Origin of the sequence: Kribbella sp. NPDC059898 (genome assembly GCF_042730855.1) — a bacterium.
In the GTDB taxonomy this organism is placed as follows: domain Bacteria; phylum Actinomycetota; class Actinomycetes; order Propionibacteriales; family Kribbellaceae; genus Kribbella.
The window spans coordinates 707,495-731,152 of the sequence record NZ_JBHWKR010000002.1; the positions used below are offsets into that span (position 1 = coordinate 707,495).

Below are 23,658 nucleotides of genomic sequence, written 5' to 3' on the forward strand. Positions count from 1 at the left end.
TGCCTCGACAGGCAAGCCCTCCCCGCCACTTCTCCGCGAGGTGGTCATCCGGTGCCTCGACGGTGTGCTACCTATCGAACAGATCGCCAGGTCATCACGTCGTCGTATCAGGGCTCCCGGACTCGAGTTGCGCCTGCTTGTCAGCATGCCCAGCGCGTTCAGCCGCCGCCCGTGCCCGGCTCTTCTCCAGTTGGACCCGATCCTTGTCGTCCAACGTAGCCAGTATCTCGGCATCGATCGGTATCGGCTCCTGGGCCAGCCGGAACTCGAGGCTCCCATACGTCACACCGGCGATGGGAAGCTCGATCCCGCTCTGCCCCTGCCAGAACTCGCCGCCCCGCTCGAATACCTCCACCATCGGCTCGTACGGGTCATCCAGCTCGGGGAACCGCTCCCTCGGACGGTCGCCCAGGGAAACCCAGCGGAACATGTCGGTCACCACGTCACGGACCACCAGTTGTAACTTGTGCCCGACCGCTGTCTCCAACTCCTCAAGCCAGACCGGATCGGTTTCCACGGACGGATCGAACAGCAGCGCGAGATTGGCGAACGGCCACCGCTCGGTCACGCCCAACGAGTTCGCCCACACGGCCTTGCGCCGGAAAAACTCACTCGCCAGATGCCGACGTGACGTCTCGTGTAGCTTCTCGGCTTCGTCGTCATCCCACCTAGCAGCCTTCAACCGAGCCAGAAGCCGCTCACACGCCGCCCTGTCTGTCACAACCCCAGTCCTTCCTTGGCCAAGCGAACCACCGCGTCGAGGTTCGACAAGTCGTCTGCCACCCGCACATCACCTCTCGGTATCAACAGTTTCTCCCAGTGCGCCAGCAGGTCCTTCTTTATCGACTGCAGACTCCGTGGTGCGACGGTGTGCGCCGCCGGATACTCCCGCGCGACCTTGTGCCCGCACGCGTCCCACGCGTCCGGATCAGCAAGCAGGTAAGGCAACCCGGCCTCCATCAGTTTCGCCTCCACATACTCGTGCGCCAGCAGGGACCACATCTCTGCCCTTTCGTCGGCGGCCAGTGCCGCGCCTGACGCGACTCGTTCCCACAGCGGAGCGACCTGCCGGAGCGGCGTGAAGTGACCGTGTCTGACGACACCGGGGTTTACCGCGACGTCATGTGTACGGACGAACAAGTTCTCCTTGGCCACCTCGACCACCTCGCGAGGAAATCCGCTGTTGTCGGCGACGGCGTCCACGTCGTCGGTCTCTCGGATCCGGCGGTACGTCTCCATGTCCTGTGGATCGGCATCCTCGACGAACTCATGCTCGCGCGCCTCGCCGCCTTCGATGGAACGATCCGGCTCAGACTCGCTAGCCGGCGGCTCGGTGTGGCGGTCGCCGCTGTCGCCGCCGGCGCCCCTGTCCGCGACCATCTCAGCCTCGACAGTCCGTCGTCCGTCATGAGAAGTATCTGTCCGTTCGTCGTGCAGCGAGCGCGACTTGGCGGCGTCCGGATCGGTCGGAGGGTCTTGTCCGGCGTCCGCGGGCTGGTCCGGCTCAGGGTCGCCGATGTGATCGCGGCGGCCCGACGGAGTGTTGGCGTCGTCCACCGGCTTCGGCTTCGTGGGCGGCTCCTCGATCGGATTGACAGACTGGCTCGCCGCGTCCGGATCAGAGTCGTCCAGTGGCGGTTGGTCGTCTGGGTCCTCGTCCCGCGCGCTGGTGTCTTCGCGGCCCCAGCCGGCGCGCGCGAAGACCGGATCGTCGAGCATCTTCTGGCGCAGTTTGGCTGGTACGTGGGGGAGTTCCTCGGACATCGGGTCTACCGCGGTATCGACGGCATCGGAATCGGCGCGGCGCGTCTCGTCGTCTTCGGGCTTCGCGTCTCGGTGCCCTGATTTGTTCAGTCGGCCCGGTTCCGGGTCGCGTGGTGAGGTGTACGGCAGCCTTGCGATGGTGTCGTCGGCTGCGAGTTGGCGGCGTACTTCCAAGGGATATCGGTCTGCCCAGTCCGGCAACGGCTCGTCCGTCGAGTGGTCCGACGACGAGTCGCCTACCTGACGGTCAGCTCGATCCACTCCGCGTTCCGCACCAGAACCCGGACGCTGCTCGGAATCCGAGCGGTCCGATGAAGGGGTGGGGTCCGAGCGTGCATCCACAGGAGGGGTGGGATCGTTGCGAGAGTCCGCGTGCCGGTCGCGATCTGACCGGGAATCCGAGGCCCTGTCGCGATCCGGATGGGAGTCGGCGAAGCGGCCGGGATCCGGGCTGGAGTCCACCGGCCGGGCGGAATTGGCTTCGGAGTCCGCGGGTCTGACCGCGTCCGGGCGGCTGTGTTCGCGATTGGGTTCGCGGCCTCGCAGTTCGCCCACGATCCGTCCTCCCCGAAACGACCGGCACCAGGCAGCACGGTACTGCACACCGTGACGGAGCAGACACAGTTCGTCGCGGATGGGAGGAGATGATGCGGGTCGCGCTTGCACAAGGTCGTGGGCACCGGGGGCGAACGGCGTGCCGTCGCAACCCAAAGACCGGTCGTACGGCCGCCATGGGTGGTCCGGGCATGTGTCGGTGAACACCCTATGGTGACTGGCGACAGGGTATGACTTGTTCCTAGTCCCCATAGCTTGTGCTCTGTCCCCCCGAGGTATCGCCAGTTCGCGGGATGACCAACCTCGCGCGCAGAAGCTGCAGTTCGCGATCGACGCGGACCGCCCGCCGCCGCGTGCCGCCGGGCGGATGTTCCTAGACGCCACCTGCGCCGCCCCCCAGCATGACGAACCACGCCCGCCAGGCAGTCAATCGCGAGCGGCCGCTCGCAACTCGCCCGCGGCAGCGGGCAACACGCCGGCGCTAAGCCGGTGGGGTGGGTGGGAGCGCGCGTAGCGGGTGCAGGAGGGAGCGGCAGCGACCGGAGCACCTGCGGAGCACGCCGGGGGGGATCACCTCCCCTAGTCACCTCACCCGCCCGTCGGGCGCACCGCATCCGCCACCCACCACCACTGGGCTCAGGCAACACCCGCGCCAAGCAGTCGCCTGCGAGCGGCAGCTCGCAATCCGGCCGCGGCGGCGGGCAACAAGCCGGCGCTAAGCCGGTGGGGTGGATGGGAGCGCGCCTAGCGGGTGCGGGAGGAGGCGGAGCGACCGGAGCAGCTGCGGAGCACGCGTGGGGCGAACCACATCCCCTGTCAGCCCTTCAACCCCACGAACCACAGCCCCTGTCAGCCCTTCAACCCCACGAACCACAGCCCCTGTCAGCCCTTCAACCCCACGAACCACAGCCCCTGTCAGCTCTACAACCCCACGAATCACGGCGCCTGTCGGCTCTTTAACTCAGATGTAGTTGGCGTGGTCTGATTGGACTTGGGCTACTAGTTCCTTGACGCGTTCGCCGTCGGAGAGGGGGCAGACCATGGTCACGTCCTGGGTGTGGACGATGATGTGGCTGCGGAGGCCGACCGTGGCGACCAGGTGGTCGGGGTCGTCGGTGACGATGATGTTGTCGTGGGAGTCGAGGAGGCAGCTGAGGGTGGTGCTGTCGGTGCGGTTGCCGTTGGGGTCGGCGTCGTACGTGTCGGCCAGCGCCGCCCACGACCCGACGTCCAGCCAGTGCACGGGCATCGGTACGACGACCACGTCCGCGTCGACCTTGCCCTGGGAGGCGGGCTCCATCACGGCGTAGTCGACGCTGATCTTGCGCAGGTTCGGGTAGACCTCGGCGAGAGTGGACTCGCGGGCCGGGGTGTCCCACACCGCGGCGACGTCGCGGAGCCGGGCGGCTGATTCCGGCAGCAGGGTGTCGAGCACGTTCAGGACCGTCGACGCGCGCCACACGAACATCCCGGAGTTCCACCAGAACCGTCCGGTGGCGAGGTATTGCTCGGCGGTCGCGCGGTCCGGCTTCTCGCGGAAGCGGTCGACGACGTACGCCGCGGTGCCTTCGATCGGCTCGCCGCGTTCGATGTAGCCGAGGCCGGTGTGCGGGTGGGTGGGCTCGATGCCGAACGTGACCAGCGACCGGGCGCGTGCCTCGACGACCTCGAAGCCCTGCTCGATCGCGGTGCGGAACTGGTCCTCGGGGCTGATCAGGTGGTCGGAGCCGACGAACGCGACGATCGCGTCCGGGTCGTTCCGGGCGACGACGGCGGAGGCGAGGCCGATCGCGTTCGCGGTGTCGCGGCGGGCGGGTTCGCCGATGATGTTGTGCGGGCCGAGCTCGGGGAGTTCCTTGCGTACGACGTCAGTGATCGCGCCCACCGTACACACGTAGATGTTCTCCGGAGCGACCAGCCCGAGCAGACGGTTGTACGCCACCCGCAGCAGCGACTGCCCGGCCGCCAGCGGCAGCACCTGCTTCGGCCTGTCGTCTCTGGACATCGGCCACAACCGTGTCCCTGAACCACCCGCCAGGATCACCACGTTTCGCATGCAGAGACCCTACCGGTCGTCACCAGGCGGCAGACGCAGGTGCTGGAGGTCCGGCGGGACGGGCGTACCGGCGGGCTGCCAGAACAGTTCGGCCTCCCCGTCGATCCCGGTCGCTGGCGCGTCGGTGAGGCGGAAGCGGTCGCGCAACCGCCCGTAGAAATCGGTCGGCCGCAGCCGCACCAGCCGCAACCGCCGCGGTGATCCGTACACCCCGATCCAGTCCCCCGGGTCGAGTACGCCGCGCAGCTGCCCGTCGATGCTCACCGCCGCCTGCCCGGAGTGCGGCAGCACCCGCAGCGCGATCGGCTCGTCCGGTGCGGCGACGACCGTACGGTTGAACGTCATGTGCGGCGCGACCGGGGTGAACACGATCGCGTCGGTGTTCGGCGACAGGATCGGCCCGCCGGCCGCGAAGCTGTACGCCGTGGACCCGGTCGGTGTCGCCACGATCACCGCGTCCGCGGAGTACGACGCCAGCAACCGCCCGGACAGGTACACGCCCAACGCAACCTGGTGGTCCCGCGCGAGCTTCTCCACCACGACGTCGTTCAGCGCGGTGACGTCGAGCGCCATCCCCCAGCCGTCGCCCTCGGCGACCTCGTGCCGGACCGGGGGCGGCGGCAGCGCCGGGCCGTGGCCGTACCGGAGCAGCGACTCGATGCCGTGCGGGATCTCCAACGGCCGCGACGCCCGCATCGTCAGCGTCATCCGTTCCTCGTACGTCGCTCCGCCGTGGTGCACCGCTTCGAGCGCGGCCTCCACGTCCTTGCAGGCGACCTCGGTCAGGAACCCGACCTTGCCCAGGTCGACCCCGAGTACGGCGGCGTTGTTCTTCGCCGCGATCCGCGCGCCGCGCAGGAACGTGCCGTCGCCGCCGAGCGTGACGACCAGGTCCGGGTCACCGGCGTGGTGCAGTTCCTCGGTCCCGGACCGGCGTTCCTCGTGGTCCTTCCAGACGTCGATGTCGGTACAGCCGATGCCGTGCGCGGTCGCCCAGCGCCGCACCGTCTCCGCGGTCTGCACCGCGACCGGCCGACCCTGGTGAACCACCAACCCAAGCCGCGAAATCGCCACACCACACGGTAACCCGGCTATTCGGCGGCCCTGACAATCGGATCGGTCTCGTCGTCGAACTCGCCGATCACCTCCTCGAGCAGGTCCTCCAGTGCGACCACGCCGATCGCCTGCTCGCCGCCGCAGACCACCGCGAGCTGCGAACGCGCGTCGCGCATGGTCCGGATCGCCTTCGCCACCGGGGTGTTGTCGCCGAGTTCGAGCGCCGCCATCATCAGGTCCGACGCCCGGCTCCCGGTGTCGCCGGCGGTGGTCGCGCGGGCCGCGTCGCGGACGTGCACGATGCCGCAGATGGACGTACCGGAAACGACAGCCAGGCGGGAGTGGCCTTCGCGGCGGCTGGTCAGTTCGACCTCGCGGGCGGACGCGGTCGCCGGGACCGTGGACAGCTCCGCGATCGGCGTCATCACCTGGCCGACCGTGGTGTTCTGCAACGCGAGCATCGCGGTCAGCAGTTCGTGTTCGGGTTCCTCGAGCGTCCCGTGTTCGCGGGAGGACTCGATCAGCAGCCGCAGCTCGTCCGGCCCGTGCGCGTTGGCGATCTCGTTCTGCGGAGTGACGCCGACCAGCCGGACGCACAGGTTCGCGATCCAGTTCAGCACGCTGAGCAGCGGCCGAAACACGTACGTGAACCCGCGGAACGGCAGCGCCAGGATCAGCGCGGACCGCTCCGGGTCGCTGATCGCCCACGACTTCGGCGCCATCTCGCCGAGCAGCACGTGCAGCAGGCCGATCCCGCCGACCGCGATGATCAGCGCGACCACATGCCCGACACCCTCCGGAATGTGGGCCAGCTCGAACAGCGGATGCAGCAGGTGCGCCACCGCCGGCTCACTCAGCGAACCGAGCCCCAGCGTGCACAACGTGATCCCGAGCTGCGCGCCCGCGAGCATCAACGACAACTCGCTGACCCCGGCGATCGCGGCCCGGGCCGACCGGCTGCCGGACGCCGCCGCTTCCTCGAGCCGGTGCCGCTTCGACGCCACCAACGCGAACTCGGCCGCGACGAAGAACCCGTTCAACGCCAGCAGTACGGCGGAAATGACGAGCGCCCACGTCGTACTCATGCCACCCGCTCCATCAGCACGATGCCCGGCACCCGGCGCTCGATCGTCTGCACAGTAAGCCGTACGGACTCGATCGGCAGCGGCTTCCCGTCGTGGTCGATCCGCTGCGGCAGCTCCACGACCAGCGAGTCACCGACGTCCGGGATCCGGCCGAGCCGCGCCATCACCAGCCCGGACACGGTCTCGTAGTCGTCGCTCTCCGGCAGCGGTACGCCGGTGGCCTCCGCGACCTCGTCGAGCCGCCAGCGCGCCGGCACCACCCACGAGCCGTCGCCGCCCTGCACCAGCCCGGTCTCCGGCAGGTCGTCCTCGTCGCGGATCTCGCCGACCAGTTCCTCCGCGATGTCCTCCAGCGACACGATGCCCGCGAACCCGCCGTACTCGTCGACGACGATCGCCAGCTGCCGGCGCGCGGTCCGGAGCCGCTCCAGTACGGCGGGCAGCGGCAAGGTCGTCGGTACGGCGACCGGCTGGGTGGCCAGCGAGCCGACCCCGATCGTGGCGCGATCGGCCGGTTCGAGCTCGACCACGTCGCCGATCGCGACCACGCCGATCACCTCGTCGACCGACTCGCCGACCACCGGGAACCGGCTGTGCCCGGTGTCCTGCAGCTCCACCACCCGGGTCAGCGGCTCGTCGCGGTGCACGGTGACGACGTCGACCCGCGGCACCATCGCCTCGCCGGCGGTCCGGCCGCGGAAGTCCAGGCCGCGGTCCAGCAGCCGCATGGTGTCCTCGTCCAGCAGGCCCTGCTCGTACGACGTCTCGATGATCCGGTCCAGCTCCTGCGGGGTCGCGCCCTGCGGCAGCTCCTCGACCGGCTCGATCCCGACCCGGCGGAGGATCCGGTTCGACGCCGAGTCGAACAGGTGGATCACCGGCCCGGCGACCGCCAGGTACAGCAGCGTCGAACGGGACAGCCGCAGCGCGATCGCCTCCGCGCGGGCGATCGCCAGGTTCTTCGGGGCCAGCTCGCCCAGCACCATCTGGATGACCGTTGCCAGCAGCAACGCCAGGATCACCGAGACGGACAGGCTGACGGACTCCGGTACGCCGGCCGCGCCGAGCAGGTGCTCGAGCCCCGCACCGAGGTACGGCTCCGCGAAGTACCCGGCGAGCAGCGCGGTGATCGTGATCCCGACCTGCGCGCCGGACAGCACGAACGACAACCGCGCGGTGACCTTCAGCGCCCGGGCGGCCGCCGGGTCACCGCCGTCGGCCAGCGTCTTCAGGCGGCTCCGGTCGACGGCGACGTACGCGAACTCCTGGGACACGAAGTAGCCCGTGGCAACGGTCAGCACCAGGATCAGGCCCAGGCCGGCCAGGATCAACATGACAGAACAATATGAGAACTCGAGCGGCCGCAGTACTGCGGGGTCGGTGAATGAGCCGTTACCGAGGGGTGGACGGTTTCCACGGGACGACTTCACCGTCGCGGACGAGTTCGCCGTACTGGCTGGGGGTCACGTGGTCGGCGAGGATCAGGTCGGCCAGTGGACGGACTGCTTCGGCCGGGGACTTTGCCTGGCTGAAGTCCTCGAACCAGGGGCGGGAGGCGCGGGTGTCGACCAGGCCCGGGCAGACCGAGGCGACCAGGGTGCCGGAGGCTAGGTCGTCCTCGCGGCGTTCGGCGGCGACGGCGCGGACCGCGGCGACCTGGGCGACCTTGGACGGGAGGTTGATCCATTCCGGCCAGCCGTGCGCGGTCGCCGTACCGTCGTGGACCGCCGTCCGCCATTCCTCGACGACCTTCTCGATGTCGTCGAGCGACGCGCCGTCGAAGCGTTCCCAGAGGTGCTCGGGGAGCTGCTCCAGGGTCGCGAGCGAGCTGGCGACCACGATCAGTCGTCCGCCCGGACGCAGGATCGGCCCGAACGACCGCAGCATGTACTGCGCACCCAGGTTCGCCACGTCCACGAACTCGTCGACCTGCTCGACCGGCGCCTTCCCCGGCTCCAACGGCCCGACCGCGTTGGACACCACGATGTCGACCGCCCCGAGCTCGTCCGCCAACCGCTGCACGGCGTCCCCGTCGGTCACGTCGAGCACCCGCCCCTCGACCCGGGCCTTCCCTTCCACTTGTGCAGCCGCGGCCGCGACTCTTTCCGAATTCCTTCCGGTGAGGAGGACGAGGTCCTCCGGGTTCATCCGGTGGGCGAGTTCTTCTACAAGTGCGTAGCCGATGCCTTGGTTGGCGCCGGTGACCAGTGCGATTCTCATGCGGCCACCGTAGGTCCGCGGGAGGTATGACTCCAGCGAAAGTTCGGCACAGGTGGTATGCGTAGATGTCATGGACTTCACCGATGTCTCGCCGGTCGCGTTGCGGGTGTTCCGGGAGGTGGCGGAGCGGGGTACGTTCACCGCCGCCGCGGTCGCGCTCGGGTACACCCAGTCGGCCGTGTCGCGGCAGATCGCCACCCTCGAGCGCGCCGCGGGCAACCAACTGCTGGAACGGCGGCGGGAAGGCGTCGTACTGACGGCGGCCGGGCAGGTGGTGCTGCGGAGCGGTGCGGTCGTGCTCGACCAGCTGGACGCGGCGGCGCGGGAGCTGGCCGGGTTGCCGGTCGCGGGCGGGACGGTGCGGCTCGGGTGGTTCCCGAGCGCCGGGGCGGTTTTGTTGCCGCGGGCAATCAGCGCGGTACGGCGTACGCATCCGGCGGTGACCGTGACGACGCGGGAGGGGTCCACGCCGGCGCTGGTCCGGGCGTTGCGGGCCGGGACCATCGACCTCGCCGTGATCGCGTCGGCGCCGCCGTTCCGGCCGCCGGACGCGGAGACACCGGCGCTGAAGCTGGAGACGCTGGCCGAGCGGAGCCTGATGCTGGCGGTGCCGACCGGGCATCCGCTGGCCGCGTACGACGGGGTCGACGTCGGCGAGTTGCGCGGTCAGCGGTGGATCGCGGGGCCGGCGTCGAGCGGGGAGTTGCTGATGGGGGTGTGGCCGGGGCTGGACGAGCGGCCGGTGGTCGCGCATACGGTGCGGGACTGGTTCGCGAAGCTGCAACTGGTGGCTGCCGGGGCGGGCATCACCACGATCTCCGCGTCGATGGCGCCCGCGGTGCCATCAGGTGTTCGGGTGCTCACAGTCCGCGGCGGGCCTCAAGAACTCCGCAGAACGATCCTCGCCCGCCTCCCCGGCCGCATGACGGAGCCGGTCGCCCTGCTAGCGGGCGCTCTCCGAGCCGCCACCGCCGAGCTCACCCTCAGCTGAATCCACAGGTTGAGCAGGAGCCGGGGCGGGAGCCGCTGCCTGCGGCTGCGCCGGAGCGGGCGCCTGAGTGGCTGGCTGGGTTTGCACAGGTACCTGTGGCTGGGCTGAGTTCTGAGTGACCTGGGCGGGGGTTTCGTCGTCGCCTTGGCGGGCCTTTTCGAACTCCTTCATCGCCTTGGCGGCGTTCCGCGTCAGCTCCGGCAGCTTCTTCGCGCCGAACAGCAGTACGACGATGACCAGGATGACGATCCATTCGCCGCCTTCCGGCAGCGCGAGCACTGGCACCATGACGAACCCTTCTCTCCGCTCATTCACTTCCAACGTACGCCGGTCCGCGAACCGTAGGGTGGGCCATATGTCACAAGTCCTGCCCGAGCTGTTCGCGGCCGCGGTCCGCCGGGACGGCGCCCGGCCGTTCCTCACCTACTACGACGACGTGTCCGGCGAGCGGATCGAGCTCAGCGCGGTGACCACCGCGAACTGGGTCGCGAAGACCGCGAACCTGCTTACCGACGAGTACGACGCCGAGTCCGGCGACACCGTCGCGATCGGCCTCCCGCCGCACTGGCTCGGCGTGGTCTGGGCGCTGTCCACCTGGTCCGCCGGCGCCGCCCTCACCAGCGGCACCGGAACGATCGCGATCACCGGCCCCGACCTCACGATCCGCGGCGAGCGCGAGACCGTGGCGTCGGCCCTCCTCCCCCTCGGCGGCCGCTTCCGCGAACCGTTGCCGGACGGCGTGCACGACTACGGCGCCGAGGTCTACAACCACCCCGACGTCTTCTCCCCGTACGACGCCCCCACGCCCGCGTCCCCGGCGTACGACGACCTCACCCACGAGCAGCTCATCGGTACGGCGGACCCGGTCGCGGACCGGATCCTCGTCACGCGGACGCTCACGGACCGGGACGGTCTGGGCCTGCTGGTCGGGGTGATCGCCGGAGGTGGTTCGATCGTGCTCTGCCGCAACCTGGACGCCGCGAAACTCCAGCGCCGGGTCGCGGACGAGAAGGTCGACCGAATCCTGGAGGGGTAGTGCGACGGTTCGAGGGCAAGGTAGCGCTGGTCACGGCGGCGGCGCAGGGGATCGGGTCGGCGGTCGCGCGCCGGCTGGCCGACGAGGGGGCGTCGGTGGTGGTCACCGACCTCCAGGAGGACAAGATCGCCGAGGTCGCGGACAGCATCGGCGAGCAGGCGCTGCCGGTGCGCGTCGACGTCACGAATCGCGACGACGTCGACGCGGCGGTCGCGGCCGCGGTGGCGAAGTTCGGCCGGCTGGACGTCGTGGTGAACAACGCGGGCGGCTGCATCGTCCGCTCCGTCCCGGAGGACGCGACCGCCGAGGAGTTCCACGCGCAGCTGGACCTGACGCTGGTCGGTGCCTCGCGCTGCATCCAGGCCGCGCTCCCGCAGCTGGTGAAGCACCGCGGCAACGTGGTCACGATCAGCTCGGTCAACGGCCTCGCCGCGTTCGGCAACATCGAGTACGCGGCCGCGAAGGCGGGCCAGATCGCGCTGAGCGTCAACTACGCCGCGCGGTACGGCGAGCTCGGCGTCCGCTTCAATGTCGTTGCCCCCGGCACCATCCGGACGCCGAACTGGGACAGCCAGCCGGACACCCTGGAGCGGTTCAGCAAGATGTACCCACTGGGCCGGGTCGGCGAGCCGGAGGACATCGCCGCCGCCGTCGCGTTCCTGGCCTCCGACGACGCCTCCTGGATCACCGGCCACACCCTCCCGGTGGAGGGCGGGGTCCTGACCGGCCCGGGCGGGATGAACCTGGGCCCCTCAGGATTCTTCAAGAAGGAGTACTAGCGCGGCCAGGCTTCCCACGCGGTCGCGAACATCTGGTCGACCGTGTAGGTGTTCTGCCAGCCGAGGTCGCGCGCCGCGAGGTCGCCGTTCGCCACCACGCGGGATGGGTCGCCGGGCCGGCGCGGGCCTTCGGACGGGGTGAAGTCGATCCCGGTCACGCGGCGGGCGGCGTCCATGATCTGGCGGACCGACGTACCGGTGCCGCTGCCCAGGTTGTAGACGCGTTCGAGGGTCTTGCCGGCCTCGAGCGCGCGGGCGGCCGCGACGTGGGCGCGCGCCAGGTCGGCGACGTGCACGTAGTCCTTCACCGACGTACCGTCCGGGGTCGGGTGGTCGGTGCCGTAGATCTGCGGCGTCTTGCCCTGGGTCAGCAGGTCGCAGACGATCGGGAACAGGTTGTACGGGCTGGCGTCGTAGACCGTCGGGTCCCCGGAGCCGACCACGTTGAAGTACCGCAGCGAGGTGTGCCGCAGGTCGGTGGCGGCCGCCTGGTCGCGGAGCAGCCACTCGCCGATCAGCTTCGACTCGCCGTACGGCGACTGCGGATCCGGCGCGGTGTCCTCGGTGACCACCTCGTCGCGCGGCGTCCCGTACACGCCGGCGCTGGACGAGAACACGAGGTTGCGCACGGACTTCTCCGCCATCGCCTCGAGCAGCGACACCATCGCGGTCACGTTCTGTGTATACGTATGCAACGGCCGTTCCACCGACACCCCGGCGTACTTGAACCCGGCCAGGTGGACGACGCCCTCGACGCCGTCCAGCGCCTCCCGGACCGCCGTACCGTCGAGCAGGTTCGCCCGGACGAACCGCACGCCGTCCGGGACGAACTCGGCCTTCCCGCTCGACAGGTCGTCGATCACGACCACGTCGATCCCGTCGTCGCGGAACGCCCGCACCACATGCGCTCCGATGTACCCAGCACCACCAGTCACGAGCCACGTCATGTCTCAGATCCTGCCACCCGTACCCCGGCAGGCCCCGCGAAACGGGCCGAACCTGTACCAACTAGCAGACAACTGCCAGCCAGAAGTAAGCCAGCTCGGTCCATTCCACCGACCGCCCGACGTCGGCGGCGAGCTGTTCCCGGGTCGGGAAGTTCTTCAGCACCTCGAAGGTCCGCCCGTCGGACAGCTGCCGTGTCTGGTACGTGTCCCCGTGCGCGGTCGTCCGCGTGATCGGATGGTTGCTGCCTTCCACGTACCGGTTGTCCGCGAGGATCACCACCCCGCCCGGCTCGACCCGGTCCAGCAGGCCGTGCGCGAACCGCCGTACGTCGGCCCGCGGCACGTGCGACCAGAAGAACCCGGCGAAGATCGCGTCGAACCGCCCCTCGACCGCGCCGAGGTCGTAGGCGTCCGCCGTCCGGAACCGTACGTCGGCGTCGCCGTACGACCGGGCCCGCGCCCGCTCCAGTGGCTCGGAGTTGAAGTCCGTCGCGACCACGGACCGTGCCGTGGTCGCGAGCGCGGTCGTCCAGTAACCGGTGCCGGCGGCAACTTCCAGCACCGAACGGCCTTCGACGAGCGGGGGCAGGAGGGCCCGCAACCGGGCGATGTCCTCCTGCCGTTCCGGCTTCTCGTACACCGCGTCGTACTCGCCGGCCCGCTCGCGGTAGTACTCGGTCAGGTCATCCACGGATGCGGAGTTTCGGGGTCAGCAGGAACGCACCGGCGTACAGCAGCGCGGCGATGATCAGCAGGCCGTGGAACCCGATCACCAGCGCGGCGTACTCGAGACAGCCGCCGAGCATCGCGCCGAGCAGATTCGCGCCGAACGACGCGGTGCCGTCCGCGGTGTCGGTGAACCGCTTCGCGAAGATCACGTTCGCCGCGAAGATCGGGAGGAACGCGATCAGGACGGCGACCAGTGCGCGCAGCCCGACCGGCATCCCGAGCAGCCAGCTGTCCGGGAACACCCAGGACAGCGCGAGCCCGCCGAACAGCACCGCGAACATCACCTTCACCGGTGGCGTCTTGAACCGCCTCGTCACTTCGACCGCGGCGAGCACCGCCACCAGCACACCGGCGAACACGATCGCGTTCACGACCCACGTCGTACCGAACAGCAACGCGAACCCGGTGATGCTCTTCGTCTCCAGCAACATGAAGCCGGCGCCGAGCAGGAACAGGTCCGCGTACGGACGCATCCGCCTGAACGACGACCCGCCGCCGGCGATGCCCACGCCGACGAGGCCGGCGATCAGGATCAGCCCGAGCGTGACGAGGTACAGCGACGGGATCCGGTCCGTGAACAGGTACAGGAACGGGCGGTTGTCGGTCGCGGGCGGCGGCGTCGTCGAGGTCGCGCCGGCCCACTCGGAGCCGCACGTCTGGTCCTGCTCGGTGAGGCCGACCGTGACCACCGCCTGCTGCAGACCGTCGCCGATCTTGTCCACACACGGCTTGTGCCCGAACGCCGTCTGCGCGGTCAAGGCGAGCCGGTCGATCAGCCAGGTCTCGCGGTAGTAGTTGTACATCGCGAACGCGCCGCCCGGGTTCAGGTGGTCGCGCGCCGACTCGAACGCCTGCTTGGTGAACAGGTAGCTCTCCAGCCGCAGCGAGCTCGCCCCGTTGACCAGGGTCAGCGAGTCCGGCAGCGCCAGCAGGATCAGGTCGTACTTCTTGTTGGTCCGGGACAGGTACGCGCGCCCGTCGTCGATGTGCGACGTCACCCGCGGGTCCTGGTAGGGGCGGTCCGGGTTCAGCTGCTTGCCGAGGTCACGGATCCGCGGGTCGATCTCGACCGCGTCCACGTGCGCCGCGCCCTTCTTCAGCGCGATCGCGACGTCCGACCCGGAGCCGGCGCCGATGATCAGCACGTTGTTCGGCTTCTTGCCGGCGGTCGCGCGCTCGTACGGCAGGCCGTACTGCGGCTCCCACTGCAGCCGGGCGTCCGCGGGGATCGCCTGCTGGTGCGGTACACCGTTCACCGTGATGGTGAGCAGCGGGACGTTCTCCCACGTGTACTGCTTGGTCTTCACCTTGTAGTACGGCGACCAGCTGAGGTCGGGCCGCGTCGACTCGTGGAACAGCACACCGAGCATCACGAGCAGCGGCGCCAGCACGAGCCCGGCGCTCACGGCGGTGGCGACGAGCCGCGTGCCGGACGCGGTCCGCGGGATCATCAGCGCGGCGAACACGATCGTGACGATCAGGCCCCACCAGATCGGCGGCGCGCCCAGGAACGACAGCGCGGTGAACGAGACGATCCCGACCAGACTGCCGACCAGGTCGAAGCGGTACGCCGTCAACCGCGGCAGCTCGGCGAAACAGCGGCCGACGAGCTCGGCCGGACCGGCCAGCACCACGGCGGCCGCGATGAAGATGATCGGCAGGATCACCCAGACCGGCGGGCCGGTGGTGTTCAGGCTGGTGAAGTAGATGACGCTGGACGAGCTGCCCCGGTCGACCGTGACGGGCTTCCAGGCGATCACCAGGACCAGCAGGCCGAGCATGATCGGCGAGTAGTACGGGAGCCGCTTCGCGCGGCTGGAGCGCAGTACGCCGATCCCGATGCCGAGGAACGAGCCGAGCAGGACGAAGTTCGAGAAGTAGCTCAGGTGGACGACGTTCGAGCCCGTCCAGCGGATCAGCGCGAGCTCGGTGAACAGCATCAGCGCACTGGACGCGACCAGCCGCGTCCGTACTCCGAGCGGGCTCGGCCAACGGGGCGGGGACACGTGGTCGGTTGCGGAGTCGACAGCCATGCGGGGCGACGTTACCGGATATCGAAGTGGCGTGCGTCACCCCGCAGGCAAACTTTTACCGACGCCTGGCCGGCTTCGGCAGTTCACACCCGGACTTGTTCAGGTCGATCGCCCGGTCGGCGGTCAGGCAGGTGTACAGCCACCAGGTCTGCTCGCCGTACGCCGCGCCCTGGTCGACGGTGACGTTTCCGTTCGCGTCCACCTCGCACGGGTTGTTCACCGTGCAGCGCTCGCCGTCCTCGTTGCCGGTGTTGTTGATGCCGATCATCTCGCCGGTGGTGGTGCTCACCACGGGCGATCCCGACGTACCGCCGATGGTCTCGCAGCCGGGCTGCTGGTACTTGATCGAGTTCTGCCAGGTCCAGTCGCCCTCGCGGAGCTGCGGGATCGTGGCCTGCACCGAGCAGGTGTAGATCCGCTTCCAGTAACCGGACACGACCGCCATCCCGGCGCCGTCGGCCGGGGCCTGCTTGGCGAGGGTCAGCGGGGTGACGTTCAGCCGGCTCTTGATCGAGGCGTAGGTCTCGTTGACCTGGTACACGATCAGGTCGGTCTTGGTCATCGTGCCGAACAGGATCTTGTCGGCGCGGACCGTGCCGGCCCGGCTGGAGTCCGGGTTCAGCAGCGTGATCGAACGGGTCGAGGCCTTGTTCACCAGGACCTGGCCGGGCTGCAGGAACCCGCCTTCGTAGCAGTGCCCGTTGGTGAGTACGAGGGCCTTGTCTGTGTCGACGGACTCGGCGTACCGGACGAGCGAGGCGGAGCAGTTGCTCAGCGCGGCGATGCCGGAGAAGTCGGCGCCAGGGGCGGCGGCTTGGGCCGCGCTGGTACCGAGGACGGTGGTGGTCAGGACCGCGGTAGCGGCCAGGACTGTGCGGAAGAGTTTCATGGGGGCGGTTTCCTCACTGTTTGTGCTTAGAGGACTTCGTAACGCATCGATCGGCCGCCGACCATCACAGCTGTGTGAAGCAGGGTGAGAACACGGGTTTTCCTGCGCTGTGTGAGGAGACTGCTACTCTTCGTCTCCGGATCCGCCCGGGTGCGAACCATCACAGCCACCGGCACGTCGTACCAAGTGATGAGAAGCAACCAGGTACCGTCGGGAAAAGTGTAAGACCGCCCGAACTGCGTTGAATTTTTTGGGAACGGAAGGACGTCATGCCGCAGGAGAAGCCAGACCTGCGCAGTCTCCGCGAGCCGGTCCGGTTCAAGCGGGCGCTGACACTGCTGTTGATGACGCTGATCCTGCCGGGATCGGCCCAGATCGTCGCGGGGTCGAAGAAGGCCGGCCGCTGGGCCTGGCGAGTGGTCGCCGGGCTGATCGCGATCATCGTGTTCCTGGTCGTGCTGGCGCTGATCTGGCGGTCGGGGACGATCAACATCCTGGCCAGACCGGGCACGCTCCGGCTGGTGCAGATCCTGCTGATCCTGCTCGCCCTCGGCTGGGCCGCGCTGTTCGTGGACGCCTACCGGATCAGCCAGCCGCTGATGCTGGAGCGCAACCACCGGCTGATCACCAGCATCCTCGACGGCGCGCTGATCTTCGTCGTGGTCGGTGCGCTGATCTACGCGAGTGTGATCGTGAACACCCAGCGCGACTTCGTCGCCAGCGTGTTCGGCAACACCAAGTCCTCGAAGGCCGACAAGGGCCGCTACAACGTGCTGCTGATGGGCGGCGACTCCGGCGCGGACCGGGTCGGCACCCGGCCGGACAGCATGACCGTGGCGAGCGTCGACGCGAACACCGGCCGGACCGTCCTGATCGGCCTGCCGCGGAACCTCGCGAAGGTGCCGTTCCCGGCCGGTACGCCGCTGGCCAAGCAGTTCCCGGACGGTTTCCACTGGAAGAACTGCGGTATCGAGTGCCTGCTGAACGGCGTCTACACGTACGCCGCCAACCACAAGGACCTGTTCCCCGGCAACCCCAACCCCGGTGAGACCGCGACCGCGCAGGCGGTCGAGGCGGTCACCGGGCTGAAGATCAACTACTACGTGCTGATCGACCTGACCGGTTTCCGCGACCTGATCAACGCGGTCGGCGGGATCACCCTGGACATCGGCAAGCGGGTGCCGATCGGCGGCGAGACGTCCCCGATCAAGGGCTACATCGAGCCGGGCAAGAACGTCCACCTGGACGGCTACCACGCGCTCTGGTTCGCCCGCTCGCGCGCCGAGTCCTCGGACTACGACCGGATGGCGCGGCAGAAGTGCGTGATGTCCGCGATGCTGAATCAGCTGTCGCCGCAGACCGTGCTGACCAAGTTCCAGAGCATCGCGTCGGCCAGTAAGGAAGTCGTCAAGACCAGCATCCCGGCCGGCGAACTCGGAACCTTCATGGATCTCGCGCTGGACGCGAAGAAGCTCCCGGTGTCAAGCTTCTCCGCGGTCCCGCCGTTGATCACGACGAGTAACCCGGACTTCGCGGTGATCCGGACCAAGGTCGCGGAGGCGATCGCGAAGTCCGAATCGCTGGACAACGACGGCCCAGGAGGAGACGGTAAGACTTCGACCACTCCGCGTAGTACCGCCACCACGACTCCGAGCCACACCAGCACCAAGAAGCCGAGCAAGAAGCCCACAAGCTCACCGACTACACCCGCCGCCGGCGTCGACGACGTCGCATCGATCTGTAAGGCCTGACCTGATATGCCGCTGTCCCACTGGCCACCCGTGTCCGTCGTGATGCCCGTGCTGAACGAGGAACGCCATCTTGAGGAGGCGGTCGGCCGCGTCCTCGACCAGGACTACCCGGGTGAGCTCGAGGTCGTCCTCGCGATCGGCCCGAGCAAGGACCGGACCGAGGAGATCGCGGACAAGCTGGCTGAGAAGGACAAGCGGATCAGCATCGTGCCGAACCCGACCGGCAAGACGCCGGCCGCGCTGAACGTCGGGATCGCGCACGCCAAGCACGACATCCTGGTCCGGGTCGACGGCCACGGCGCGCTCACCGACGGGTACATCACCCGCGCGGTCGAGGTGCTGGACGAGAGCGGCGCGGACAACGTCGGCGGCGTGATGGCCGCCGAGGGCCGGACCCCGACCGAGATGGCGGTCGCCTGCGCGTACCGCTCCCGGCTCGGCCTGGGCGCCTCGACGTTCCACCAGGGCGGCAAGGCCGGCCCGGCCGACACCGTGTACCTCGGGGTGTTCCGGCGGGGCGCGCTGGAGCGGGTCGGCGGCTTCGACGAGACCATGCACCGCGCCCAGGACTGGGAGCTGAACTACCGGATCCGGAAGACCGGCGGGCTGATCTGGTTCAGCCCGGACCTGTCGGTGACGTACCGGCCGCGGTCCTCGCTGTCCGCGGTCGCGCAGCAGTTCTTCCACACCGGCCAGTGGCGCCGCGAGGTGATCCGCCGGCACCCGGAGACCGCCAGCAAGCGGTACCTGGCGCCGCCGGTCGCCGTGATCGGCCTGGTCGTCGGCACGATCCTCGGCATCATCGGCCTGGCCACCGGTGTCAGCTGGCTCGACATCGGCTTCCTGGCCCCGCTGGGGTACGCGCTGCTGCTGATCTTCGGCTCGGCGATGGAGGGCCGCTACCTGCCCTGGAAGGCGCTGTTCTGGATGCCGCTGGTCTGCGCGACCATGCACGTCTCCTGGGGTCTCGGCTTCCTGGTCGGCCTCCGCGAACGCCCGAAGGCCGCCTAACCCGCCCTGGTGGACTTGATGTAGGCGGCGACGACCTCGTCGACCGGACCGTCGAGCTTCAGTACGCCGGCATCCAGCCACAGCGCCCGGTTGCAGGTCTCCTGCACCACGTCCAGGCTGTGGCTGACCAGGAACACCGTGCCGGCCTGGTCGCGGAGCTCCTTGATCTTGCGCTCCGACCGGACCCGGAACTCGGCGTCGCCGGTGGCCAGCGCCTCGTCGACGAGCAGGATGTCGTGCGTCTTCGCGGACGCGATCGCGAACTTCAGCCGCGCCTGCATACCGGTCGAGTACGTCGACATCGGCAGGTCGATGAAGTCGCCGATCCCGGAGAAGTCCACGATCTCGGCGTACCGGCGTTGGGTCTCGGCCGGGGACATGCCCATCGCGAGGCAGCCGAGCACCACGTTCCGCTCGCCGGTGAGGTCGTTCATCATCGCCGCGTTGACGCCGAGCAGCGACGGCTGCCCGCCGGTGTAGACGACGCCGGACGCGGGCGGCAGCAGGCCCGCGATCGCGCGCAGCATCGTCGACTTGCCGGAGCCGTTGCGGCCGATCACGCCGATCGCGTCGCCCTTGTACGCGGTGAAGCTGACGTTCTTGACCGCGTGCACCTCGCGGATCGTCGGCCGGTCCTGGCGGTTGACGATCCGCCGCAGCGCGGTCGCCGCCGTACCCTTGCCGCCCTGGCCGGCGATCACCTTGTAGATGATGTCGACCCGGTCGGCGATGACCGTCGGTGCAGTCCCTGAATCAGCCACGGCCATAACGGTCCTCCGCCCGCCAGAAGTACCAGAGCCCGCCGGCCAGCATCACGAACGCCCAGACGATCGCGATCGTCCACGCGTTCGGCAGCTGGTTGCGCTGGTGCTCCTGGAGCAGCGATCGCCGGACGATGTCGATGTACGCCGAGATCGGGTTGAACGCCAGCACCTGGACCACCCAGCTCGGGGCGTGCAGCTGGGACAGCTTGTACGGCAGCGAGAAGAAGATCCCGGACGCGTACAGCCAGGTGCGGGTGATGAACGGCAGCAGCTGGCTGATGTCGGTCACGAACGTCCCGATCCGCGCGAACACCAGCGTGATGCCGATGTTGAACATCACCTGCAGCAGCATCGCCGGGACGATCAGGAACCAGCGCCACGCGGGACCGTCGGTGAAACCCACGACCACGAACAGCAGGCCCAGTGAGATGAGCATCTGGTTCAGCTCGTTCAGCACGTAGGCGAGCGGCAACGTGGCGCGCGGGAAGTGCAGGGTGCGGATCAGTGACAGGTTCAGCGCCAGCGAGCGGGACCCTTCGGTCATGCAGCGCTGGGTGAACGTGAACACGAAGACACCGCTGAGCAGGAACGCGACGTAGTTCTGGATCCCGTTCCTCGTCCCGAGCAGCACACCGAAGGCGAGGTAGTACACGCCGGCGTTGAGCAGCGGGGTGAGGATCTGCCAGATCGAGCCGAGGCGGGCCCCGGCGTACATGGCGTAGGTGCGTGCGGTGGCGTAACTGACGACGAACTTACGACGGCTCCACAGCTCGCGCAGGTACGAGCGAAGTGGCGGGCGAACAGAGCTCTTGGTGAGTCCGTAGCGTTCGGCGAGCGCTGCCGGGTCGGTCACCCCGGGCTGCCCTGTCGGCACTGCGGTTGGCATTGCGCCAATGTACTGCGGTCCGTGACGGGGTCGTGACGCAGGTCAGCCGACTAAGCGGGCTTTCAGCTTGCTGAGGTCGTTTTCAGTAAGACCACCGTGCCGCAGGTATGCCTCCGGCCCGCCGTACCGGGTGTCCAGATGGCGCAGAATCGCGACGATCGACTCCGCCCGGGTGTCCCGGAACTCGATCATTTCCGGGTGTTTCGAGGCATCCGGCTCGTCCGCCAACTGCTCCTCCAGCCACCCCGCGAGCCGCGACTGGGTGAGGTAGTAGTCGGCGACGATCTCGTCCTCCGGCACGCCGGCGACGCTCAGCGCCAGCGCGACCACCATGCCGGTGCGGTCCTTGCCGCCGTGGCAGTGCACGACGACCGCGCCGTCCGGCTCGTCCGCGATCGCCCGCACCGCGGCCGCGAACAACTCGGGCCGCTGGTCGAGCATCCAGATGCAGGCCTCGACGATGGTCGGCTGCCCGTGCTCCGGGTCCGCCGGATCCTGCAGCGACTGCCGCACCGCGAGCGGCGTACCGGTGAACGGCGTCGGGAACGCCGCCACTTCACCGTCACCACGGAGATCCAGGATCCGCCGTACGCCGGACCGCCGTACCGCCTCGACACCGTTCGCGGTCAGGTACTGCAGGCTGTCGGAGCGGATCAGTACGCCGGCCTTCACCACGCGCCCGTCAGCCGTCGGCAACCCGCCGACGTCGCGGACGTTCCGGCAACCGGGCCAGTCGAGGTCCATGGTCAGCGGTCCTGGGGGCGGTCCGGGTTCTGACCGGGGTTGTAGGGCGGCGGTGCCGGGAAGGTGTGGGACTGCGGCGGCTGCTGCGGGTAGTTCCCGGGCGGCGGGTAGTTGCCGGGGGCACCTGGTTGGGTCGGGAAGGTGTTGGTGGGGCGGCGGCTGCGGTTCTTGCGGACCAGACCGATGGCGAGGAACGTCGCGCCGAGCCCGATGAAGATCAGCAGCGAGAAGACCGTGCCGAAGATCGACAGCACGAAGGCACCGATCGACGACTTCGGCCCGGCGGCGTACGTCGCACTGGTCTCACTGTCCGTGCACGAGATGCTGTAGTCACCCGCCGGTACGGTCGACGTCGACCGCGCCACGACGTACCAGGTGTCGCCGTTGATCGTGATCGTCTCGGACCCGCCCGGCTTCTTCGTCGGTACGTCGTTGCCGTTCGCGTCCTTCACCGTGCACGGCGGGGCCAGCACCGGGACGGACGAGTAGATCGTCAGCCCCTCCTTCTTCAGGTGCACCGTGCCGCCCTCGATCGGCTGCGGCGAATGCGGCGCGGTGACGACGATCCGCCAGACGAAGAACGCGGTCAGCGCCGCGCCGACCACGAAGCACACGATCGCGAGCGTGGGCAGGATCGACTTCTTCGGCGCCGCGGACATCCCGGGTTGGGTCATGGCTGCACGGTATCGGGTCTCAGGGCACACCGAGCAAGCGAAGACCCGCCGCCGTCGCGGCCGCGGCCACCACGACCAGGACGAACGGCGCCTTCCGCCAGGCGAGCACCCCGCCGACCAGCACCCCGGCGGGCCGGGCGATCCCGGCCGGGCCGTGCCCCTGGGTGAGCGCCGCGGTCGCGACCAGCGCGGTCAGCAGCACGATCGCCGCGGCGGCGAGCAGTTGCTGCGCCTTCTCCGGGATCTCGAACCGGCTCCGCAGCGCCGGCCCGGCGAACCGCAGCGAAAAGGTGCCCACGGCAAGTACTCCGATACCCACCAGCAGCAACGGTGTGTTCGTCATCGGGCCACCTCCAGTGCGGGCTTGTCCGCGCGGTAGAACAACAGGCCCACGAGCGCGAGCAGAACGGGCAGACCGGCGGGCAGGAACGGCGTCGCCGCGAGCGCGACCACCCCGCCGACGAGGGCAGCGGTCCGGGTACGGCGATCGCGCAAGGCGGGCAGCACCAGCGCCAGCAGTACCGCCGGGAACGCCGCATCCAGCCCGAACACGTCGGTGTCGGTGATCACCGAACCGGCCAGCCCGCCGATCACCACGCCGACGTTCCAGCAGACGAAGATCCCGAGCCCGCCCGCCCAGTACGCCGCACGGCGCTGGGCCGGCTCGTCCTGCCCCATCGCGAACGCGACGTTCTCGTCGGTCATCACGTGGCTGCCCGGCCAGCGCCGCCAGCCGCCGCCGATCACGTCGCTGACCGCCAGACCGAACGCGACGTGCCGGCTGTTCACCAGCAGGCCGGCGATCATCGCGGCGATCGGGCTGCCGCCGGCCGCCACGATCCCGACGAACAGGAACTGCGACGCACCGGCGAACACCACGATCGACAGCAGGATCGGTACCCACAACGGCAGCCCCCCGCCGACGCTGATCGCGCCGTACGAGAGCCCCACCACACCGTCGGCCAGACAGACCAGCGCGATGTCGCGGGCAAGTCCCTGATCGAGTGTTCGCCAAATCGAACGCATGGGCATTATGGTGAACACCGCGCCGCCCGTTCGTCAAGCCGAACAAACTGACCGATGGAGCGAACATCGATGGACAGCAAGGCACCACTGGACGTGATCGCCGCCTCCCTGCGCCGGCACCGGGCCCGGGCCGGCCTGTCACTGACCGAGGTCGCCAAGCGGGCCGGCGTCGCCAAGTCCACGCTGTCCCAGCTGGAGTCCGGCACCGGCAACCCGAGCGTGGAGACGCTGTGGGCGCTGGCGGTCGCGCTGGACACCCCGTTCGCCGCGCTGCTCGACCCGCCGCGCCCCAAGGTCCAGATCATCCGGGCCGGCGAAGGCCCGGCGATCTACTCCGACCACGCCGACTACAGCGCCACCCTGGTCGCCTCCAGCCCACCGCACGCACGCCGCGACCTGTACCGGATCGTCGCCTCCCCCGGCCCCGGCCGCCGGTCCGACCCGCACATGCCCGGCGTCGTCGAACACGTCATCCTCGGCTCCGGCCGGGCCCTCGTCGGCCCCACCGACGACCCGGTCGAACTGCTCCCCGGCGACTACGTCGCCTACCCGGGCGACCTCCCGCACATCTTCCAGGCCCTCGAGCCCAACACCGCCGCCACCCTGGTCTCGGAGCACGTCTAGAGACGCTCATTTACGAGCAGCTGGAACGTTAACCGCTC

At 69.1% G+C, this 23,658-nt stretch carries 24 protein-coding genes; 6 read left to right on the forward strand and 18 right to left on the reverse strand.

Annotated features, from left to right (window positions below):
• Positions 1–94: 94 nt before the first annotated feature.
• The 7 genes from ACFV9C_RS08920 to ACFV9C_RS08950 form a co-directional block, all read right to left on the reverse strand.
• Positions 95–721 (reverse strand): hypothetical protein, encoded by a 627-nt coding sequence (locus ACFV9C_RS08920; RefSeq protein ID WP_380191896.1) that lies wholly within the window; start codon positions 719–721, stop codon positions 95–97.
• A complete protein-coding gene (locus tag ACFV9C_RS08925; RefSeq protein WP_380191898.1) occupies positions 718–1,938 on the reverse strand; it encodes a hypothetical protein in 1,221 nt (406 codons plus the stop codon). Before ACFV9C_RS08925 ends, ACFV9C_RS08920 begins: the two co-directional genes overlap by 4 nt.
• Before the next feature lie 1,342 nt (positions 1,939–3,280).
• Complete coding sequence (locus ACFV9C_RS08930; RefSeq protein ID WP_380191900.1) at positions 3,281–4,375, reverse strand: mannose-1-phosphate guanylyltransferase; 1,095 nt, start codon at positions 4,373–4,375, stop codon at positions 3,281–3,283.
• A gap of 9 nt (positions 4,376–4,384) precedes the next feature.
• Entirely contained in the window at positions 4,385–5,425 is a 1,041-nt protein-coding gene (locus tag ACFV9C_RS08935; protein WP_380191902.1) for an NAD(+)/NADH kinase, read from the reverse strand.
• 41 nt (positions 5,426–5,466) lie between these two features.
• Complete coding sequence (locus ACFV9C_RS08940) at positions 5,467–6,516, reverse strand: hemolysin family protein (RefSeq protein WP_380191904.1); 1,050 nt, start codon at positions 6,514–6,516, stop codon at positions 5,467–5,469.
• Entirely contained in the window at positions 6,513–7,850 is a 1,338-nt protein-coding gene (locus ACFV9C_RS08945; RefSeq protein ID WP_380191906.1) for a hemolysin family protein, read from the reverse strand. The genes ACFV9C_RS08940 and ACFV9C_RS08945 overlap by 4 nt, the downstream gene beginning before the upstream one ends.
• A gap of 58 nt (positions 7,851–7,908) precedes the next feature.
• The gene (locus ACFV9C_RS08950) at positions 7,909–8,736 is read right to left on the reverse strand and encodes an SDR family NAD(P)-dependent oxidoreductase (RefSeq protein ID WP_380191908.1); all 828 of its coding nucleotides are present in this window, start codon (positions 8,734–8,736) and stop codon (positions 7,909–7,911) included.
• A 70-nt stretch (positions 8,737–8,806) separates the two neighbouring features.
• Between ACFV9C_RS08950 and ACFV9C_RS08955 the strand changes: the two genes are divergently transcribed.
• A complete protein-coding gene (locus ACFV9C_RS08955) occupies positions 8,807–9,727 on the forward strand; it encodes a LysR family transcriptional regulator (protein ID WP_380191910.1) in 921 nt (306 codons plus the stop codon).
• Here ACFV9C_RS08955 and ACFV9C_RS08960 read toward each other — a convergent pair.
• A complete protein-coding gene (locus ACFV9C_RS08960) occupies positions 9,680–10,015 on the reverse strand; it encodes a twin-arginine translocase TatA/TatE family subunit (protein ID WP_380191912.1) in 336 nt (111 codons plus the stop codon). The two genes, ACFV9C_RS08955 and ACFV9C_RS08960, sit on opposite strands and share 48 nt — an antisense overlap.
• 67 nt (positions 10,016–10,082) lie before the next feature.
• Here ACFV9C_RS08960 and ACFV9C_RS08965 point away from each other — a divergent pair, with 67 nt between their 5' ends.
• Together ACFV9C_RS08965 and ACFV9C_RS08970 are read left to right on the forward strand one after the other, a co-directional pair.
• Positions 10,083–10,763 (forward strand): TIGR03089 family protein, encoded by a 681-nt coding sequence (locus tag ACFV9C_RS08965; RefSeq protein WP_380191914.1) that lies wholly within the window; start codon positions 10,083–10,085, stop codon positions 10,761–10,763.
• Positions 10,763–11,542: an SDR family NAD(P)-dependent oxidoreductase gene (locus tag ACFV9C_RS08970; protein ID WP_380191916.1), complete on the forward strand. Its 780-nt coding sequence runs from the start codon at positions 10,763–10,765 to the stop codon at positions 11,540–11,542. Before ACFV9C_RS08965 ends, ACFV9C_RS08970 begins: the two co-directional genes overlap by 1 nt.
• Here ACFV9C_RS08970 and galE read toward each other — a convergent pair.
• The 4 genes from galE to ACFV9C_RS08990 form a co-directional block, all read right to left on the reverse strand.
• Positions 11,539–12,489 (reverse strand): UDP-glucose 4-epimerase GalE, encoded by a 951-nt coding sequence (galE, locus tag ACFV9C_RS08975; RefSeq protein ID WP_380191918.1) that lies wholly within the window; start codon positions 12,487–12,489, stop codon positions 11,539–11,541. The two genes, ACFV9C_RS08970 and galE, sit on opposite strands and share 4 nt — an antisense overlap.
• Positions 12,490–12,550: 61 nt before the next feature.
• Entirely contained in the window at positions 12,551–13,180 is a 630-nt protein-coding gene (locus ACFV9C_RS08980) for a class I SAM-dependent methyltransferase (protein ID WP_380191920.1), read from the reverse strand.
• On the reverse strand, positions 13,173–15,251 hold the full coding sequence (locus ACFV9C_RS08985) for a spermidine synthase (RefSeq protein WP_380191922.1): 2,079 nt from the start codon (positions 15,249–15,251) through the stop codon (positions 13,173–13,175). The genes ACFV9C_RS08980 and ACFV9C_RS08985 overlap by 8 nt, the downstream gene beginning before the upstream one ends.
• Before the next feature lie 55 nt (positions 15,252–15,306).
• Positions 15,307–16,140: a serine protease gene (locus ACFV9C_RS08990; protein ID WP_380191924.1), complete on the reverse strand. Its 834-nt coding sequence runs from the start codon at positions 16,138–16,140 to the stop codon at positions 15,307–15,309.
• A 269-nt stretch (positions 16,141–16,409) separates the two neighbouring features.
• On the opposite strand from ACFV9C_RS08990, the gene ACFV9C_RS08995 reads away from it, so the two are divergent.
• The gene (locus ACFV9C_RS08995; RefSeq protein ID WP_380191926.1) at positions 16,410–17,891 is read left to right on the forward strand and encodes an LCP family protein; all 1,482 of its coding nucleotides are present in this window, start codon (positions 16,410–16,412) and stop codon (positions 17,889–17,891) included.
• A 6-nt stretch (positions 17,892–17,897) separates the two neighbouring features.
• Positions 17,898–18,902, forward strand: coding sequence for a glycosyltransferase family 2 protein (locus tag ACFV9C_RS09000; protein ID WP_380191928.1), 1,005 nt, complete (start codon positions 17,898–17,900; stop codon positions 18,900–18,902).
• On the opposite strand, the gene ACFV9C_RS09005 is transcribed toward ACFV9C_RS09000, so the two are convergent.
• From ACFV9C_RS09005 to ACFV9C_RS09030, 6 genes are read right to left on the reverse strand one after another with little or no spacing between them, the layout of a single operon-like run.
• Positions 18,899–19,663, reverse strand: coding sequence for an ABC transporter ATP-binding protein (locus ACFV9C_RS09005; protein WP_380191930.1), 765 nt, complete (start codon positions 19,661–19,663; stop codon positions 18,899–18,901). The genes ACFV9C_RS09000 and ACFV9C_RS09005 overlap by 4 nt on opposite strands.
• Positions 19,656–20,552: an ABC transporter permease gene (locus ACFV9C_RS09010; protein ID WP_380191931.1), complete on the reverse strand. Its 897-nt coding sequence runs from the start codon at positions 20,550–20,552 to the stop codon at positions 19,656–19,658. The genes ACFV9C_RS09005 and ACFV9C_RS09010 overlap by 8 nt, the downstream gene beginning before the upstream one ends.
• A gap of 42 nt (positions 20,553–20,594) precedes the next feature.
• Complete coding sequence (locus ACFV9C_RS09015) at positions 20,595–21,296, reverse strand: tyrosine-protein phosphatase (RefSeq protein ID WP_380191932.1); 702 nt, start codon at positions 21,294–21,296, stop codon at positions 20,595–20,597.
• Positions 21,297–21,298: 2 nt separating this feature from the next.
• Positions 21,299–21,970 (reverse strand): DUF3824 domain-containing protein, encoded by a 672-nt coding sequence (locus ACFV9C_RS09020; RefSeq protein ID WP_380191934.1) that lies wholly within the window; start codon positions 21,968–21,970, stop codon positions 21,299–21,301.
• Between the two features lie 19 nt (positions 21,971–21,989).
• Positions 21,990–22,313 (reverse strand): AzlD domain-containing protein, encoded by a 324-nt coding sequence (locus tag ACFV9C_RS09025; RefSeq protein ID WP_380191936.1) that lies wholly within the window; start codon positions 22,311–22,313, stop codon positions 21,990–21,992.
• Complete coding sequence (locus tag ACFV9C_RS09030) at positions 22,310–22,996, reverse strand: AzlC family ABC transporter permease (RefSeq protein WP_380191938.1); 687 nt, start codon at positions 22,994–22,996, stop codon at positions 22,310–22,312. Before ACFV9C_RS09030 ends, ACFV9C_RS09025 begins: the two co-directional genes overlap by 4 nt.
• 54 nt (positions 22,997–23,050) lie before the next feature.
• On the opposite strand from ACFV9C_RS09030, the gene ACFV9C_RS09035 reads away from it, so the two are divergent.
• Positions 23,051–23,620 carry a helix-turn-helix domain-containing protein gene (locus ACFV9C_RS09035; protein WP_380191939.1) on the forward strand — a complete coding sequence of 190 codons (570 nt, stop codon included), beginning with the start codon at positions 23,051–23,053 and terminating at the stop codon, positions 23,618–23,620.
• Positions 23,621–23,658 lie beyond the last annotated feature (38 nt).

Excerpts from the sequence above, each read along its gene's own strand:
- ACFV9C_RS09035 (WP_380191939.1), top strand. The coding sequence starts at position 23,051 with ATGGAGCGAACATCGATGGACAGCAAGGCACCACTGGACGTGATCGCC.
- ACFV9C_RS09025 (WP_380191936.1), bottom strand. The coding sequence starts at position 22,313 with ATGACGAACACACCGTTGCTGCTGGTGGGTATCGGAGTACTTGCCGTG.
- ACFV9C_RS08960 (WP_380191912.1), bottom strand. The coding sequence starts at position 10,015 with ATGGTGCCAGTGCTCGCGCTGCCGGAAGGCGGCGAATGGATCGTCATC.
- ACFV9C_RS08955 (WP_380191910.1), top strand. The coding sequence starts at position 8,807 with ATGGACTTCACCGATGTCTCGCCGGTCGCGTTGCGGGTGTTCCGGGAG.
- ACFV9C_RS08965 (WP_380191914.1), top strand. The coding sequence starts at position 10,083 with ATGTCACAAGTCCTGCCCGAGCTGTTCGCGGCCGCGGTCCGCCGGGAC.
- ACFV9C_RS09010 (WP_380191931.1), bottom strand. The coding sequence starts at position 20,552 with ATGCCAACCGCAGTGCCGACAGGGCAGCCCGGGGTGACCGACCCGGCA.
- ACFV9C_RS08950 (WP_380191908.1), bottom strand. The coding sequence starts at position 8,736 with ATGAGAATCGCACTGGTCACCGGCGCCAACCAAGGCATCGGCTACGCA.
- galE (WP_380191918.1), bottom strand. The coding sequence starts at position 12,489 with ATGACGTGGCTCGTGACTGGTGGTGCTGGGTACATCGGAGCGCATGTG.
- ACFV9C_RS08930 (WP_380191900.1), bottom strand. The coding sequence starts at position 4,375 with ATGCGAAACGTGGTGATCCTGGCGGGTGGTTCAGGGACACGGTTGTGG.
- ACFV9C_RS08940 (WP_380191904.1), bottom strand. The coding sequence starts at position 6,516 with ATGAGTACGACGTGGGCGCTCGTCATTTCCGCCGTACTGCTGGCGTTG.
- ACFV9C_RS09030 (WP_380191938.1), bottom strand. The coding sequence starts at position 22,996 with ATGCGTTCGATTTGGCGAACACTCGATCAGGGACTTGCCCGCGACATC.
- ACFV9C_RS08945 (WP_380191906.1), bottom strand. The coding sequence starts at position 7,850 with ATGTTGATCCTGGCCGGCCTGGGCCTGATCCTGGTGCTGACCGTTGCC.
- ACFV9C_RS09020 (WP_380191934.1), bottom strand. The coding sequence starts at position 21,970 with ATGACCCAACCCGGGATGTCCGCGGCGCCGAAGAAGTCGATCCTGCCC.
- ACFV9C_RS09015 (WP_380191932.1), bottom strand. The coding sequence starts at position 21,296 with ATGGACCTCGACTGGCCCGGTTGCCGGAACGTCCGCGACGTCGGCGGG.
- ACFV9C_RS08995 (WP_380191926.1), top strand. The coding sequence starts at position 16,410 with ATGCCGCAGGAGAAGCCAGACCTGCGCAGTCTCCGCGAGCCGGTCCGG.
- ACFV9C_RS08990 (WP_380191924.1), bottom strand. The coding sequence starts at position 16,140 with ATGAAACTCTTCCGCACAGTCCTGGCCGCTACCGCGGTCCTGACCACC.
- ACFV9C_RS08985 (WP_380191922.1), bottom strand. The coding sequence starts at position 15,251 with ATGGCTGTCGACTCCGCAACCGACCACGTGTCCCCGCCCCGTTGGCCG.
- ACFV9C_RS09000 (WP_380191928.1), top strand. The coding sequence starts at position 17,898 with ATGCCGCTGTCCCACTGGCCACCCGTGTCCGTCGTGATGCCCGTGCTG.